The sequence below is a fragment of the Novosphingobium sp. PASSN1 genome, assembly GCF_002278815.1.
This window is the reverse complement of record NZ_NKIS01000014.1, coordinates 63,791-78,872: the sequence shown is the minus strand read 5'-3', so window position 1 is coordinate 78,872 and position 15,082 is coordinate 63,791. Positions and strand designations below refer to the sequence as shown.

The 15,082-nt window shown below is 64.0% G+C and carries 14 protein-coding genes; 9 read left to right on the top strand and 5 right to left on the bottom strand.

All coding sequences use genetic code 11. The annotated features are described in order from the left end of the window. A complete protein-coding gene (locus tag CFE35_RS19365; RefSeq protein WP_292933169.1) occupies positions 1-1,176 on the top strand; it encodes an acyl-CoA dehydrogenase family protein in 1,176 nt (391 codons plus the stop codon). After that, complete coding sequence (locus tag CFE35_RS19360) at positions 1,176-1,622, top strand: thioesterase family protein (protein WP_292933167.1); 447 nt, start codon at positions 1,176-1,178, stop codon at positions 1,620-1,622. The genes CFE35_RS19365 and CFE35_RS19360 overlap by 1 nt, the downstream gene beginning before the upstream one ends. A 9-nt stretch (positions 1,623-1,631) precedes the next feature. Here the strand turns inward: CFE35_RS19360 and CFE35_RS19355 are convergent, their stop codons facing one another. Further along, entirely contained in the window at positions 1,632-2,738 is a 1,107-nt protein-coding gene (locus CFE35_RS19355) for an LLM class flavin-dependent oxidoreductase (RefSeq protein WP_292933165.1), read from the bottom strand. Positions 2,739-2,963: 225 nt separating this feature from the next. On the opposite strand from CFE35_RS19355, the gene CFE35_RS19350 reads away from it, so the two are divergent. The 7 genes from CFE35_RS19350 to CFE35_RS19320 all read left to right on the top strand — a co-directional run bounded on the left by CFE35_RS19350 (position 2,964) and on the right by CFE35_RS19320 (position 10,239). Then, entirely contained in the window at positions 2,964-3,863 is a 900-nt protein-coding gene (locus CFE35_RS19350) for an alpha/beta hydrolase (protein ID WP_292933163.1), read from the top strand. A gap of 48 nt (positions 3,864-3,911) precedes the next feature. Further along, a complete protein-coding gene (locus tag CFE35_RS19345) occupies positions 3,912-5,264 on the top strand; it encodes a Rieske 2Fe-2S domain-containing protein (RefSeq protein ID WP_292933161.1) in 1,353 nt (450 codons plus the stop codon). 14 nt (positions 5,265-5,278) lie between these two features. Next, positions 5,279-6,292, top strand: coding sequence for an FAD-binding oxidoreductase (locus CFE35_RS19340; RefSeq protein WP_292933159.1), 1,014 nt, complete (start codon positions 5,279-5,281; stop codon positions 6,290-6,292). Positions 6,293-6,350: 58 nt separating this feature from the next. Next, positions 6,351-7,193 (top strand): VOC family protein, encoded by an 843-nt coding sequence (locus CFE35_RS19335; protein WP_292933157.1) that lies wholly within the window; start codon positions 6,351-6,353, stop codon positions 7,191-7,193. Positions 7,194-7,197: 4 nt separating this feature from the next. Beyond that, positions 7,198-8,379: an amidase gene (locus CFE35_RS19330; RefSeq protein ID WP_292933155.1), complete on the top strand. Its 1,182-nt coding sequence runs from the start codon at positions 7,198-7,200 to the stop codon at positions 8,377-8,379. Positions 8,380-8,381: 2 nt separating this feature from the next. Beyond that, positions 8,382-9,707, top strand: coding sequence for an acetylornithine deacetylase (locus CFE35_RS19325; RefSeq protein ID WP_292933153.1), 1,326 nt, complete (start codon positions 8,382-8,384; stop codon positions 9,705-9,707). Between the two features lie 271 nt (positions 9,708-9,978). Beyond that, positions 9,979-10,239, top strand: a complete 261-nt coding sequence (locus CFE35_RS19320) for a hypothetical protein (RefSeq protein ID WP_292933151.1) — start codon at positions 9,979-9,981, stop codon at positions 10,237-10,239. Positions 10,240-10,260: 21 nt separating this feature from the next. On the opposite strand, the gene CFE35_RS19315 is transcribed toward CFE35_RS19320, so the two are convergent. The 4 genes from CFE35_RS19315 to CFE35_RS19300 all read right to left on the bottom strand — a co-directional run bounded on the left by CFE35_RS19315 (position 10,261) and on the right by CFE35_RS19300 (position 14,933). Further along, positions 10,261-10,791, bottom strand: a complete 531-nt coding sequence (locus CFE35_RS19315) for a winged helix DNA-binding protein (RefSeq protein ID WP_292933149.1) — start codon at positions 10,789-10,791, stop codon at positions 10,261-10,263. An 81-nt stretch (positions 10,792-10,872) separates the two neighbouring features. Beyond that, positions 10,873-11,619, bottom strand: coding sequence for an Asp/Glu racemase (locus CFE35_RS19310; RefSeq protein ID WP_292933147.1), 747 nt, complete (start codon positions 11,617-11,619; stop codon positions 10,873-10,875). Beyond that, entirely contained in the window at positions 11,616-12,377 is a 762-nt protein-coding gene (locus tag CFE35_RS19305) for an aspartate/glutamate racemase family protein (RefSeq protein ID WP_292933145.1), read from the bottom strand. Before CFE35_RS19305 ends, CFE35_RS19310 begins: the two co-directional genes overlap by 4 nt. 63 nt (positions 12,378-12,440) lie before the next feature. Continuing rightward, positions 12,441-14,933 carry a TonB-dependent receptor gene (locus CFE35_RS19300; protein ID WP_292933143.1) on the bottom strand — a complete coding sequence of 831 codons (2,493 nt, stop codon included), beginning with the start codon at positions 14,931-14,933 and terminating at the stop codon, positions 12,441-12,443. Positions 14,934-15,082: the final 149 nt, after the last annotated feature.

Below are 15,082 nucleotides of genomic sequence, written 5' to 3'. Positions count from 1 at the left end.
ATGGCCGATACCAGCTTTCTCGATTGGCCCTTCCTTGAAGACCACCACCGCACGCTGGCGCGCGAACTCGATGCCTGGGCGGCGGAGCACATCGCCCCGCTGGCGCACGATCACGGCGATGTCGATGCCACCTGCGGCGTTCTCGTCCGGCGTCTCGGTGAAGGCGGCTGGCTGCGCTATTGCGTGCCCGCCAGCCACGGCGGGATGTTCGCAGAACTCGATGTCCGCTCGCTCTGCCTGATCCGCGAAACGCTGGCGCGGCACTTCGGCCTCGCCGACTTCGTGTTCGCGATGCAGGGGCTGGGCAGCGGCGTCATCTCCAATTTTGGCAGCGACGCACAGAAGGCGAAGTACCTGCCCGGCGTGGCGCGCGGCGAACTCGTGGCGGCCTTCGCGCTGACCGAACTGGATAGCGGCTCGGACGTTGCGGCGACGGCTTCCACCGCTACCGACATGGGCGACCACTACCGCGTCGACGGCGCGAAGACCTATATCTCCAACGGCGGGATCGCGGATTTCTACGTCACCTTCCTGCGCACCGGCGAAGCCCCTGGCGCACGCGGGCTTTCCGCACTGGTGATTGATGCGGATACGCCGGGGCTGGAAATTGCCGAGCGCATTCATGTCGCCGCGCCGCATCCGCTCGCCACGTTGCGCTTCGATGGCATGAAAGTGCCCAAGGACGCGCTGGTCGGCACGGCGGGCGCGGGCTTTGCGCAGGCGATGGCCAATCTCGATATCTTCCGCTCCACCGTGGGTGCCGCCGCGCTCGGCTTTGCCCGCCGCGCGCTGGATGAGGCGCTTGAGCGCGTCAAATCGCGCAAGCTGTTTGGCGGCACGCTGGCCGACATGCCCATCGCGCAGAGCCAGATCGCCGAAATGGCCATCGACATCGATGCGTCAGCGCTGCTGGTCTACCGCGCGGCCTGGACCAAGGATGTCCGCAAGGGCCGCGTCAGCCGCGAGGCGGCGATGGCCAAGCTCTATGCTACCGATCAGGCGCAGATCGTGATCGACAAGGCGGTGCAGCTGCACGGCGGGCTCGGCGTGGTGACGGGGCAAGTGGTGGAAGAACTGCTGCGCGAGATCCGTCCTTTGCGGATTTACGAAGGCGCCAGCGAAGTGCAAAAGCTCATCATTGCCCGCCAGGTCCTGAGCGGTGCCGGAGCGACCTGATGCCTGCCTACCAACGTGAAGTCCTCGTCCGTTTTGCGCATTGCGATCCGGCGGGGATCGTTTTCTACGCCCGCTATTTCGAGATGATCAACGGCGTGGTCGAAGATTGGTTCGAGGATGCGCTGGAAGCCAGCTTTTCCGGGCTGCTGTTCCACCGCAACCTCGCGACCCCGACGGTGCATTTCAACGTCGATTTCACCGGCCGCTCGATGATGGGCGACCGGCTGACGTTTGAAACCTCGGTCACGCGTTTCGGCACCAGCTCGTTCGATCTGCGCCACGAAGTATCGTGCCGGGGCGAACACCGGATGCGCGTCCATCAGACGCTGCTGTTCACCGATGCCAATGCCAAGGGCTCGCAGCCGATTCCCGCTGATCTCAAGCGCCGGATGGAGCGGTACTATATGCCCGAAGGCGCGCCTGCCACGCCGGTGGCAGACGCGTAAGAGGCATCCTCAGCCCGGCTGGCGAATGCCGCGGGCTTCGAGGATCGGGAGCACGTTGTCGCGGAAATACGGGAATTCCTTGCCGTAATCCACAAACGAGAGCGTGGTGCCTCCAAGGCCCAGTTCGTGCAGCTGGCACAGACCGTCGGCCACCTGGTCGGGCGTGCCGATCAGCGGAATACCGCCGTGGCCCATGGCGAACCGGTCGCGGATCAGCGCCAGCAGATCGTGCGGGAAGCTCTGCGCGTGGGCGAACTGGAGCCGCACGAGGTTGTCGACCGCTTCCCAGTCGGCGTTGTCTTGCGCGAAATGCTGCAGGTAATCCTGCGCTTCTTTCTCGGTCGGGCGGCACACGACATGGCTGAAGGTCAGCACATCGACATCGCGGCCCTGCGCGCTGGCCTGCGCCTTCAATTCGGCGATTTCCTCGCGCGAGCGGTCGAAATCGATCACCGAGGTGAACAGGAAATCGGCGTTGCGCGTCGCGAACTCGCGGCCAAGGCCTGAACCGGCGGCGTTCAGGATCGGCGGGCGACCGTTGACCGGCTTGGGCTCGGATTCAATGCCCTTCAGGTTGAAATGCTCGGTCGAGATGTCGAACGCGCCGGGCTTGGCCCACAGCTCCTGAATGATGTCGAACCACTCCTGCGCATAGGCGTAGCGCGTCTCGTGGTCGTCGGGCAGCGTCATGCCCAGCGCTTCGTATTCGGGCTTGTTCCATCCGGCCACGATATTCAGCCCGGCGCGGCCCTGCCCGATGGCATCGATCGTGGCGATCTGCTTGGCGACGACGACCGGATGGTTGCAGGCGGTGTGGATCGTGGCGATCACCGAAATGCGCTTGGTTGATGCGAGCAGGCCCGCCGCCCAGGTCATCGTTTCCAGAACATGGCCGTGGAAGTTGGTTTCGCCGCCATAGCCGATCCACCGCGCGATCGGCAGCATGAAGTCGATCCCGGCATCATCGAGCAGCTTCGAGAGCGCAAGATTGCTGTCCCAGCTGGCATCCCAGCGCTCAGGAATCTTGGTGACGGACATGCCGCTGGAGCAGTTGGTGGAGAAGGTGCCGAGCTTGAAGTGATTCGCCCTGCGCATCCGGTTTTCAACTGCTGGCATCTGTCCCTCCGACTGTGTGGCTCACTATTGGGCGGCGTGTGTGGCGGCCTCGCGCGCGCTTCCGCCAGCTAATTATTTCAAGTTTAAACTATGTTGCGTCCAGCCACGGAGCCTGTCAAGCTCCAGGAGGACCCTCGATAGAATTTCAATTGATTTTCGATTCAACCTCTGCCAGCAATAAGGGAAGGGCGCGGCGCCGACCGATGCCCATGGGGAGTTATCTGCGTGACCATCCATGTTGACCTGCTGGGCTGCGAGACCCGTTTCATCGATACGGGCAAGTATGTGACCCGCTGCATCTCCGCACCCGGTGCCAAGGGGGCTGAGGGTGAGCATGTGTTCCTGCTGCATGGCGGCGGCGGCCATGCCGAAACCTATTCCCGCAACATGACGCGCCTGGCCAAAGTGTGCCAGCCGCACGCCATCGACTTCATCTGGCACGGCATGTCCTCGCGCCCCACCTATTCGGATGGTCCGCCCCGCGCGCCGGAAAACTGGCTCACCCAGTTCACCGATCAGCTGCTCAACCTGATGGATCACATGGGCATCGAAAAGGCCGTGGTCGAAGGCGAATCGCTGGGCGGCTGGATCGCCTATGACATGGCGATCAACCACCCGGATCGCACCTCGAAGGTCATCCTCAACACCACGTGGGGCATGCATCTCGATCCCGAGCATGTGCATGAGGGCGATTCCGATCTCGATGCGCTGCGCCAGACTTCGATGAACGCGCTGCTCAATCCCACGCCCGAATTGCTGCGCAAGCGGCTGGAATGGCTGATGCCGCTGGGCGGAGTGACCGACGAACTGGTCGATCTGCGCCGCGCGCTGTGGTCGATCCCCGAAACGCGCACCGCGCTGATCGAATACTACGAACGCCTGTTCGCGCCCAACATTGCCGAGTTCTACTGGCAGGAAGCGGACATCGTGAAGATTACCTGCCCCACGCTGGTACTGTGGACGGACAAGAACCCGATCCACGGCGAAGATGCCGCGCACCGGCTGGAAGCCCTTATCCCCGGCGCGAAGAAGCACATCATGCGCGGCTGCGCGCACTGGCCGCAGTGGGAACGGCCGGAGGAGCACGACGATGTCGTCTCCCGCTTCCTCCTCGGAACGCTTTGAACAAGAACAAGAAAGAATTTTGTCCGCCCGCCTGAAAGGATCTGCGAGATGAATGAAGCCACGCCAGTCCGCCGCCGCAGCACGGTGCGGATCAACACCACCAGCGATCAGCGCATCAACGACAGCAAGACCCAGAGCCAGTACCAGCCCTACAAGGACGCGGCCTGGGGCTTCATCAACCACTGGTATCCCGCGCTGTTCACCGAGGAACTGCCCGAGGACAAGGTCGAAGGCATCCAGATCGCGGGCGTTCCGATCGTCCTGCGCCGCGTCAATGGCAAGGTCTTCGCGCTTAAGGACCAGTGCCTGCACCGCGGCGTGCGGCTTTCGGCCAAGCCGATGTGCTTCAACAAGAGCACGATCACTTGCTGGTATCATGGCTTCACGTTCGATCTCGATGACGGCAAGCTTTCCACCATCGTGGCGAACCCGGATGATCCGCTGGTCGGCACCACCGGCATCACCTCCTACCCGGTCGAGGAAGTGGCTGGCATGATCTTCGTGTTCGTGCGCGAGGATGACTTCCCGCTGGAAGACGTACCGCCGCTTTCGGCCGATCTGCCGATCCGCTTTCCGGAAAACAGCGAGAAGTTCCCCCACCCGCTGTGGCCCGCTGCGCCCAGCCTGTACGATGAGGGCGCGGTGGCGCTTGGCATGCATCGCACCGGGCAGAGCAACTGGCGCATCGCCTGCGAAAACGGCTTCGATAACGCGCACATCCTCGTCCACATGGACAACACCATCGTCCACGCGCTGAACTGGGTGCTGCCGCTGGGCATTCTGCCCAATCACGAAGAGCCGATCACGCTGATCGAGGACGAGGACGGCCCCAAGGGCATGATGCAGTGGCTGTTTACCGACCGCTGGAAGCCGGTGCTGGAAAACGAGCAGCTCGGCCTCAAGATCGACAGCCTCAATGGCCGGTTCTATCGCACGTCGGTGGTCATGCCGGGCGTGCTGATGGTGGAAAACTGGCCCGAGGAGCACATCGTCCAGTACGAATGGTACGTGCCGATCACCGACGACACCTACGAATACTGGGAAGTCATGGTGAAGGTCTGCCCGACCGACAAGGAAAAGGCCGCGTTCAAGCACCGCTTCGACCGCGTGTTCCTGCCGCTGTGCCTGCGCGGGTTCAACGATTGCGATCTCTATGCGCGGGAGGCGATGGAGGAATTCTACGCCGATGGCACCGGCTGGGATGCCGAACAGCTGGTTTCGACCGACATCTCGCCGATCACCTGGCGCAAGCTTGCCTCGCGCTGGAACCGGGGCATCGCCAAGCCGGGCAAGGGTGTGCCGGGGGCTACCAAGACCTCGAGCATCCGCTTGCGCAACCTCGCCGAGGGCAAGGCACCCGGATACTTCGTGCAGAAGATCGAAGACGTGAACAACTACTAATGGCGGATCAGGCGGTGCACCGGGTTACCCTGGCTTTCAGCGACGGGACCGAGCAGGAACTGGCGGTCGAATCCGGCGCCAGCGTGCTCGAAACCGGGCTGGCGGCGGGGCTTCCGCTGCTCCACCAGTGCCGCTCGGGCAGCTGCTCCAGCTGCCTGGCCACGCTGGTGGAGGGCGAGGCGGGCACGCTGCCCGGATGCAGCTCCTCGCTCCTCGCCTCCGAACGCGCGGCAGGCCAGCGCCTGTTGTGCGTCACCGGCGTGCAAGGCGATTGCCGCTTTGCGCTGCCCTACGACAGCAAGGTTGGCGAAAACCGCGCAGTGGAAGGCCATGCCTTCGTCAATGCCGTGGAACGCGTGGCCGCCGATGTGATGCGGCTGGAGCTTGAACTGGCCGAGGATTGCTGGTTCGAGTTTCGGCCCGGCCAGTTCATCCAGATCAAGGTGCCGGGCACCGACCAGACCCGCAGCTATTCGATTGCCTCCACCCCGGCGGAACTGCCGAAGATCGAGTTGCTCATCCGCCTGCTGCCGGGCGGGGTCATGTCTGAATGGCTGCTGGGCCAGGCGGCAGTGGACACGGTGCTGGAGATTTTGGGTCCATACGGCGCGTTCTTCCTGCAGGAGACGGGCAAGGCGCCGCTGGTGATGATTGCGGGCGGCACCGGCCTTGCCCCGATGATGTCCATGATCGACGTGATCCGCGCGAGGCCCGGCCTGAAGCCGCCGATCCACCTCAGCTTCGGCTGCCAGAGCGCCGAGGGCCTGTTTCACGGCGAGGCGATTGGCCTGCGCGAGATGTGGCTGCCGCGCCTTTCCGTCACCACCTCGGTTGATCGCGGCCCCGCGCCCAATGGCGTGCGCATCGGCAATCCGGTCGAGGCGGTCGGCGCAGATGGACCGCTCGATCCGGCAACGGTCGCCTATCTGTGCGGCCCGCCGGGCATGATCGAGGCGGCGCGCCGCCATTTGCAGACACTGGGCGTTGCGCCCGGCAATATTCACGCGGAACAGTTCGTCGCGAGCTGAAACCAAGCAGGAGTTGGGGGATATGCCAGGGGATTTGGGCGTCGACAGTCTGGGGTACATGGCTCTCAAGGTGAGCAAGCTCGATGCCTGGCGCAGCTTGCTCGAACGCGTGTTCGGCATGGAACCGCGCGAGCGCGAAGGGGCTATCGACTACCGTATCGACAGCTACCACCACCGCTTGACCCTCACCGCAGACAGCACCGACAGTGTCGAAGCCATCGGCTGGGAAGTGGGCAGCATGGCCAAGCTTGCGGCGCTGGTGCAGAGCCTCCAGAATCAGGGCGTGGTCGTCGTCAAGGAAGGGCCGGACTTGTGCGCCCAGCGCAAGGTCAAGGAGCTCTACAGCTTCACGTGCCCGATGATCGGCAACCGGCAGGAGATCTATTACGGCCCGCTGGTCTCCAACACCCCCTTCGCGCCGAGCCGCGGCATCAGCGGTTACAAGACCGGCAATCTCGGCCTTGGCCATGTCGTCTACTGGGTGAAAGACCTCGCCGCCTCGGTGAAGTTCTATCAGGATATCATGGGCTTCTCGATATCCGACTACATCGCGTGGGACGATAACGACGCCGTGTTCATGCACTGCAACGTGCGCCACCACACGCTGGCGCTGATGAAGGACGGGCCGAATACGCCTGCGGGCGAGCTGATGCACCTGATGGTCGAGGCGACTGACTACAACGATGTCGGCTATGGCTATGACATCGTGCGCGACATGGGCATTCCGGTGATGATTGAGCCGGGCAAGCATTCGAACGACCACATGCAAAGCTTCTACCTGCAGACGCCTTCGGGCTTCTGGCTAGAATATGGCTACGGCGGGCGCGAGATCGGGCCGGATTGGGAAATCCGCAACTATGACGCGCCCATGCTCTGGGGCCACCGGTTCGTGGGCGGTTGAGCGCATGACGCTGGAGACTTGCCTCGCCCGGATCGAGGCGCGCCAGCCGCAAGTGCAGGGCTGGGCCTATGTGGACAAGACCGCGACGGGCGGTGCCGGGCCGCTGGCGGGCCTGGTGCTCGGCGTCAAGGACGTGATCGACGTGGCGGGCATGCCGACCGCGCATGGCTCGCAGGCGTTTGCGGGGAATATCGCTGCGGCCGATGCGGAGAGCGTCGCCCGGCTGCGTGCGGCGGGCGCGGTGGTGCTGGGCAAGACGGTGACGGCGGAGTTCGCCACCTATCACCCCGGCCCGACCACGAATCCGCGCAATCCGGCGCATACCCCCGGCGGCTCGTCCAGCGGATCGGCGGCGGTCGTCGCCGATGGTCAGGCCGATCTCGCGCTGGGCACGCAGACGGCGGGTTCGGTGATCCGCCCTGCCAGTTTCTGCGGCACCTTCGGCTTCAAGCCCACGTTCGGCCGCTATCCGCTCGGCGGGGTTCTCGAAACCGCGCCCAGCCTTGATACGCTGGGTCTGTTCGGGCGCGATCTGGCGGTGATCACGGCGGCAGACGCGGTGCTGGCGGGCGAGGATGCGGTGCCGCAGTCCCCTGCCAACCTCACCGTGGGCCTCTGCCGCAGTCCGGCGTGGGATGCCGCCAGCGCGGAGATGCAGGCCGCCTTCCTCGCCTTTGCCGATGCGCTGCGCGCGGCCGGGCATGTCGTGCAGGATCGTGAACTGCCCGCGCCCTTCGCCGGGCTGATTGCCGCGCAATTGCTGATCCACCGGCGTGAGGCGTCGATGGCCATGGGCCATATCCGCCGCGACCATGCCGCCGAAGTCAGCCCCGCCTTCATCGCCATGATCGATGGCGGGGCGGCGGAAAGCGAAGCGGATTATCAGGCCGCGCTTGCGCTCCAGCGCGAATGCAAGGCGCTGGCGGGCGAAGTCTTCGCAGGCGTCGACCTGCTGCTCGTGCCCGGCGCGCCCGGCGCAGCGCCCGCAGGGCACAGCGCAACCGGCGATCCCGTGTTCCAGCGCATCTGGACCGCGCTCGGTGCGCCCTGCTTCGGCTTTCCGGCCGCGTGGCGCGCCGATGGCCTGCCGCTGGGGCTGCAAGTGATCGGCGCGCCCGGCACGGACCGGCAACTGCTTTCCAATGCGCGGGCCATTGCAGCCCTCGCCGCGATCAGGGAGATTTGACCATGGAACCCACCGCAGCGGTGCCCTTCACGCCCGAAATGGAAGCTGCCTATGCGCGGGCGCGGGCCAAGCTCGATCCAGCGCGGCTCAAGCAGCTCCTGTTCGATATCACCGATATCCATTCGCCCACCGGCGCGACCCGCAATGCGGCGGAATTCGTGGCCGATCACATGGCGCGCATCGGGCTTGACGCAAAGCTCGATCCGATGACGCCGATCTCGTCCAACGTGCTGGGCGAAAAGCGCGGGACAGGTGGCGGCGCGACTCTGCTGCTTTACGCCCCGATCGATACGCACCTTGAAGGCGACGAGACCGATTTCCCCTGGGCTGGCCCGGAACAGTTTGCCGATCTGCGCCCTTCGGCCAAGATGGTCGGCGATTGGGTGTACGGGCTCGGTTCGTCCAATCCCAAGGCGATGGTCGCCAGCTTGCTCGAAGTGGCAAACGCGCTGATCGAGGCAGACGTGCCGATGCTCGGCACGCTCAATGTGGGTTTTGCCGATGGCGGCATGCCGGTGACGATCCCGCAGCGCGACAATGCTGGGATGAGCCACGGCGTCCACCACTTGCTGAATCGCGGCATGGCGCCCGATTTCGCGATCATCATGAAGCCGTGGAACTGGGTCTATCACGAAGAGCCGGGCATGGGCTGGTTCAAGATCCAGGTGAAGGGCACGCTCGGCTATGCCGGGGTGCCGCGCGGCCTGCCTGCCTTCCGCAGCTCGGTGGTTCCGGCCGCCACCGTGATCCTCGAGCTGGAACAATGGCTGATCGATTATGCCGAGAAGAACCGCTCGGGCGACATCTACCCCCACGGCTGGATCGCAGGCGTGCGCGGCGGCTGGCCGGAACGTCCGGCCTTCCCCACCGCCGTCACCGAAATATTCTTCGATGTGCGCATCAGCCCGCGCACCACGCCGGGCGAGGTCAAGGCGCAGTTCGAGGCGTTCATGCACGATCTGGCGGCGCGCTTCCCGGATATCGATTGCGACTGGGAAATGTATGGCTCCACTCCCGGAGGCACCACCGATCCGGACAACTGGATCATCCAGTCCTGCCGGCGCGGGTGGGAAACCATTGAGCAGCGGTCCTATGTCACCCCCGATCCGCTCGGCGGGCAGACCGACGGAGCGGCGCTGCGCCGCCTCGGCGTGCCCACGGCGCGGATCGGCTGGCCCTGGCCGGCGGAAGGATCGCCCGAACCCATCGCCGAAGGGCTGGGCGGCATGGGCGCGACCTATGTGCCCGATCTCATGCCGTGCCTTGAGAAAATCCTCTACGCCTGCATCGACACGCTGATGCGGCCGAGGAGTGAGCTGGGGCTGTAGGTCCTAATTTCTGTCTCAAGGTGGAAGCAGCCGGCAACAATCTGCGTTTGTCTGCACGCCTCTGCCCCTCCCCCGTTCGGGGGAGGCTGGGTGGGGGTAACTGGAGCTTGCCGGAAACGTCGTACCCCCTCCCCCGACCCCTCCCCGCCGGGGAGGGGGGCAGTGAGCATGGTTAATGCAGGTTGGTATTGAGGCTTAAGGAAGATCGACCCCTGCTGGCCCGGGAGCGACCCCATTGCGGACCTTCAGTCGAATCAATACCTTCAAATTCATGAGTGGAATGTCCGAAGAAGATTCCGATGATAAGTGGCAAGATGCTGGACTTGCCGCAGTGCAGGCATTTGCCACCGAGCTTCGGGCACTCCACCAAAGCAATCCTTGGCCAAATATCCCATTGATGCCTCAGGCGATGGCTTATCTCATGACCGAACTCTGGGACCGAGGTTTCACCCAGACCCAGATTCGTGAAGGGTTCGAAGCGGCTTTGGTCGAACTTCCCAAATACACCCTTGGCGATGAGATCAGACCTTAGGTCCGCGTCTAGCCAATACCTCTAAACGTCACTCGCGCGGTTCAGCGTCACCGTGGCGCGGGCGGATTCCTCGTAGATCCCGGTGATGATCGAGAGGAGTTCGGTCGCGTCTTCCACGCGCTCGTCGAAGTCGGTCAGGCTGCGGAACTTGCGCATCAGGATCTCGCTGCGCAGCTTGGAATACTCGTTCGTCAGCCGCTCACCCAGCTTGGTGATCGAGTACGAGTGGTTCTTGGTGCCCGCTTCCTTGTTCTTGTGGATCAGGCCGGAGCTTTCCAGCTTGCGCAGGCTGTACTGGATGTTGGGCAGGTCGTCGCGGTTGAGCAAGCGGGCGATGGTCGTGCCGCTCTTGGGCCGGTTCTGCATGCGGATCACGTGCAGGATCACGTGCTCGGCGTGCTTCAGTTCGGAAAGGCCGACAATCTCGTCCGCCGCCGCCACCCAGCGCGCAAACGCTTCAAGCACGCGCAGCAGCGCGAATTCCATTTCGGTGACCTTGAACTCGGTCTCGTCCTTGGCGAGGTGCCAGTTGCGGTAATACTCGGATTTCATGGCGCTGCGGGTGCTCCTCACGGGCGGCTTGGCGCCTTTATCGAGCACAGCGGTCATGCAGACAAGGTCACGCATATAGGCTCATGCAGATAGGGCCGCGCCGTATCCCGGCACAATGGGAGGCAGGTCAAGCGCTTTCAGCATCTGCCGCACGGTGCAGCTGGACGCTGTCACCACCGGCAGGCCGAAGCGCTGCTGCGCCGCCTCAATCGCGGCGGCGGCAGGCATCTGCACGCAGGCGGACAGCACGAGGGCATCCGCACCGGCCAGATCGAGCGCGCCCGCCGCTTCGATGGCCGCAAAGGGATCGCGCCGCCCCACGGCAAGGTTGTCAGAGATTTCCAGCGAATGGACCGATTGCACCGTGAAGCCTTCGGCCGCGATATAGTCGGTGACGGTGCAGGTCAGCGGCTTCATGTAGGGCGCGAGTACGGCAATGCGCCGGAACCCCAGCTCCTCCAGCGTCTTCACCAGTGCGCCCGCGCTGGTCACCACCGGTGCCGGGCCGCCTTCCTGCGTGGCAATCCCGGCAAGGTTGCCCTCGCTGGTGCGGTGATAGCCAAGGCCCATCGCCATGATCGCGACAAGGCAGGCATAGCCGATCACATCGACCCGCGCGTCGGCCAGTTCGGCGGCGCAGCGCAGCGACTGCGCGTCCATCGCCGCCAGTTCTTCCTTCACCACATGCATCATCCGCATGCGGCTGGAATGGAAGGTGAAGCGTTCCGAAAACGCCGCTTCGCGCGCGCGCAGCATCGCAGGAATCTCGGTTTCCATGGTGGTGTTGGAACTGGGCACGATCTGCCCGATCCGAAAAGGTCGGCTCATGGAAACAGCGATGCCACCGGGTCCAGCAGATCGTCCTTGGCGATTTCGGGCGGGAAGTAGGTGGTCTTCGACTGCGCGATGCCGAGGTCGATCAGCGTCTCGCACTGCTTGAACGCGACGAGACCCGGATTGAGCACCGGCACTTCGACGCGCGAGGCGAGCCAGGTGGCCGACTGGTGCATGGTGGTGGAGCCAAGGATCAGCACATCCGCGCCGTCTTCATCGATGGCCTTGCGCGCCTGCTCTTCGAGCTTGGCGAAGACGATGTCTTCCTTGCCCGCCAGCAGTTCCGCCGTATCGGGCCGCACATTGATATCGCGGATCGAGGCGAGCCGGTGCCCCAGCCCGGTTTCCACCGCCAGCTTTTCATACAGCGAGTGCCAGCGCTTCCACATCGTCAGCACCGAGAATTTCTTGCCGAGGTCTGCGGCGAGGAAGAACGAAGAACGCCCCGGGCCGACCACCGGGATCGAGAGGCGCGAACGCAGTGCGGCAAGGCCGCTGTCGCTCATCGAATTGATGCAGACGGCGGCATAGCCCTGCTCTTCGGCACGCGCCCCGGCTTCGAGCACCCAAGTATCGGCCAGCGCCTGCTCATAGGGGGAATCGATCAGGTTCGCGCCGTTGCGGCAGCCCACAAAATCGATGGCGATGTCGGGGCGAATGAGCTCCGCCGGGATCTGGCCCGCGAAGCCGGGAATGGCGAAGGCCGGCACCGGAACCGGAACGATCATCAGGATGCGCTTGATGGCGGCCACGCGGGGTATTTCCTTGCAAAGGTGGTGGCCCCCGCCTGCGATCAGGCAGGGGCCGCCAGAGGACTAGAAGCTGACGCGCGTGCGCACGGAGAACGTGCGCGGCAGGCGGTAGGACACCTCGTTGCACCCGCACAGCCCGGCAAGGTCATAGCCCTGCAGGCCGATCAGCTTGTTGGTGGCGTTATCCACGCGCAGGCCAACCTCGAACATCTTGCTGGCCGAAGTCCAGTTCAGACCGAGATCGACATTGGCAAAGCCGCCGAACTTGTCCGCATCGAAGTTGCGCAGGTTGTAGAAGAACGAGGACGAGTAGGAGATGTTGGCGTTGGCCGCCATTTCACCGCCGAACATGTCCCAGCCATAGCGGATGATGCCCGAAGCCTGCGTTTCAGGCGCATAGGTGGGCTTCAGATCCTTGCGGATCGGGCCGCCCACGCGCAGCGGCACGTCCTTCACCTTGGCGTTGAACTGCGAGAACGTCAGCGCCACGTCGAGCCCGGGGATCGGGTTCGCCTGCAGCGAGATTTCGCCGCCGTAGGTGCGCGCATCGGCGTTGATGACAAGGCCCGCAACCCCGGTGAACAGGAACGACTGGTAGTTCTTGTAGTCGTAGTAGTAGACCGCGCCGTTCAGCCGGACCTTGTTGTCCAGCATCGAAAGCTTGAAGCCGCCTTCGTAGGACCACAGCGTTTCCGAGCCATACTTGATTGCGGAATCCGGGGTCGGCAGGCCGCCGTTGAGCTGGGCGTTATAGCTGCCCGCCTTCACGCCGCGGTTGACGCCGAAGTAGAGCAGTGCCCCTTCCGCCGGGCGATATTCGAACTGCACCTTGCCTGCCCACAGGGTCTTCGAATCCTTGTCGAGGTACGGGGTCGGCACGCCGCCCGGATACGTCGGCCCGATGGTCAGCGGGAAGCCGGGGACGGTCTGGGGCGGCTGGATCTGGCGCGGATCGGGCGAAATGTAGAGCTGCTGGATGAAGTCGTAGTCCTTCTTCTCCCGGATCACGCGCGCGCCCACGATCACGCGGAACTTGTCGGTCAGGTCATAGTCGACCTGACCGAACGCCGAATAGCTGGTCGTCTTGAGGTGGCCAATCGAGGCGATGTCGATCGGGTTGCCAGGGACGAGGCCATTGAGCGGCGCCTTGAGGCCGTTGTTCGACAGGTTGTCGATATGGAGGAAGTAGAGGCCCGCAGCCCAGTTCAGGCGGTCCGCCTTGCCGTTGAGGCGCAGTTCCTGCGTGAAGCTCTTGGCATCGACGTTGCCATAGTTGGCCAGCTGGTTGGCGGGGCCGGCATCAACGTCGATGAACAGAAGCTTCTTGAAGTTCTTGTAGTCGGTGACCGACGACAGCGTGATGTTGTCGTTGAGATCGAACTTGGCGCGCAGGTTCACGCCCCAGGTATCGACATGGCCCTGATTCTTGAACGCGAAGTCGCTCGAAAGCGTGCGGGTCTTGGGATCCGGCGCATGGTAGCCGAAGAAGTCCGCGCCCGGGGCACGGCCATAGATTTCGCCGGGGCCGCCGAAAATGCCGTCGTTGTTGAGGTCGGACCCGGCATCGCCGTTCACGACGCGCGGCCCGCCCGGCACGCCGATGGAAGCGCGGGTTTCGTTGGGGCCGACATCCAGCACGTTGATCAGTTCGCCGTTCGCATCGAACTGCGCGATGGTCGCCTTCTGGGTATAGGGGCCGGTATTGACCTTCGAGCGCGAGCCGTTGGCCGAAAGGATGAACTGGGTCGAGGAACTGGGCTCGATCAGGACGGTGAAGCGGCCCGCCAGCGTATCGTCGTTGCCCAGATCAGCACCCGCACCGACGCCCGGCGATCCGCCGACTGCACCCTTCGGGTATTGGTTCTTGAGGTAGGCGTCCTGCTTGTTCCAGCGGCCCGCGGCGCGCACCGCGATCTTGTCGCTCAGCGGCCCGCCGACCGCGCCTTCCAGCGTGAACACGCCAGGATGGCCGGTGCTGTCCATGATGCCATAGCGGGCATCGGCATAGCCTTCCCACTTGGTGAGCGAAGGCAGGTGGCTGATGTAGTGGATCAGGCCGCCGGTGGCGTTGCGGCCAAACAGGGTGCCCTGCGGACCCTTGAGCACTTCGACGCGGTCGATATCGAACACGGCGAAGGACTGGCCCTGCGCAACCGCGATATAGCCTTCATCGAGGTAGACCGCGTTCGGCGCCTCGACGATGTCGTTGAAATCGTTCTGGACGACGCCGCGAATGGTGAACTGGGTGTTCTGCCCGGCAAGGCTGCCCGAGATCGAAACGCCCGGCGAGAAGCTGGCGACATCGGCGCTGCGCTGGATGCCGAGCGCGCGCAGCTGGTCACCGGAATAGGCGGTGATCGCGATGCCGACGTTCTGGACGTTTTCCTGCCGCTTCTGCGCGGTCACGACGATTTCGCCGCTCAGCACCGAGTTGTCGTTGCTGCTCGTTTCCTGCGTGGCCTGCGGCGCGGCTTCCTGCGCCATGGCGGGCAGGGCGGCGGCCATGGCCAGCGTACCGGCACATGCGTGAAGCGTGATTTTCGTGATGGTTTTCATGGTACTCCCCTCTGATTCCCCCCCTCGGCAGAGTGCCCAGGTGCCTGTGTGTGCGTCATTCCTGTTCCGGTGCCTGCGTCCGGTATTCGCCCGCGCAAATTTCAGTGCGTCGGGAAACGTATCACCATGCGATGATGGCAAACTTCAAT

Bases quoted from the DNA above. Each gene is read 5' to 3' on its own strand.
- CFE35_RS19365 (WP_292933169.1), top strand. From the start codon at position 1: ATGGCCGATACCAGCTTTCTCGATTGGCCCTTCCTTGAAGACCACCAC.
- CFE35_RS19360 (WP_292933167.1), top strand. From the start codon at position 1,176: ATGCCTGCCTACCAACGTGAAGTCCTCGTCCGTTTTGCGCATTGCGAT.
- CFE35_RS19355 (WP_292933165.1), bottom strand. From the start codon at position 2,738: ATGCCAGCAGTTGAAAACCGGATGCGCAGGGCGAATCACTTCAAGCTC.
- CFE35_RS19345 (WP_292933161.1), top strand. From the start codon at position 3,912: ATGAATGAAGCCACGCCAGTCCGCCGCCGCAGCACGGTGCGGATCAAC.
- CFE35_RS19335 (WP_292933157.1), top strand. From the start codon at position 6,351: ATGGCTCTCAAGGTGAGCAAGCTCGATGCCTGGCGCAGCTTGCTCGAA.
- CFE35_RS19330 (WP_292933155.1), top strand. From the start codon at position 7,198: ATGACGCTGGAGACTTGCCTCGCCCGGATCGAGGCGCGCCAGCCGCAA.
- CFE35_RS19325 (WP_292933153.1), top strand. From the start codon at position 8,382: ATGGAACCCACCGCAGCGGTGCCCTTCACGCCCGAAATGGAAGCTGCC.
- CFE35_RS19320 (WP_292933151.1), top strand. From the start codon at position 9,979: ATGAGTGGAATGTCCGAAGAAGATTCCGATGATAAGTGGCAAGATGCT.
- CFE35_RS19315 (WP_292933149.1), bottom strand. From the start codon at position 10,791: ATGAAATCCGAGTATTACCGCAACTGGCACCTCGCCAAGGACGAGACC.
- CFE35_RS19310 (WP_292933147.1), bottom strand. From the start codon at position 11,619: ATGAGCCGACCTTTTCGGATCGGGCAGATCGTGCCCAGTTCCAACACC.
- CFE35_RS19300 (WP_292933143.1), bottom strand. From the start codon at position 14,933: ATGAAAACCATCACGAAAATCACGCTTCACGCATGTGCCGGTACGCTG.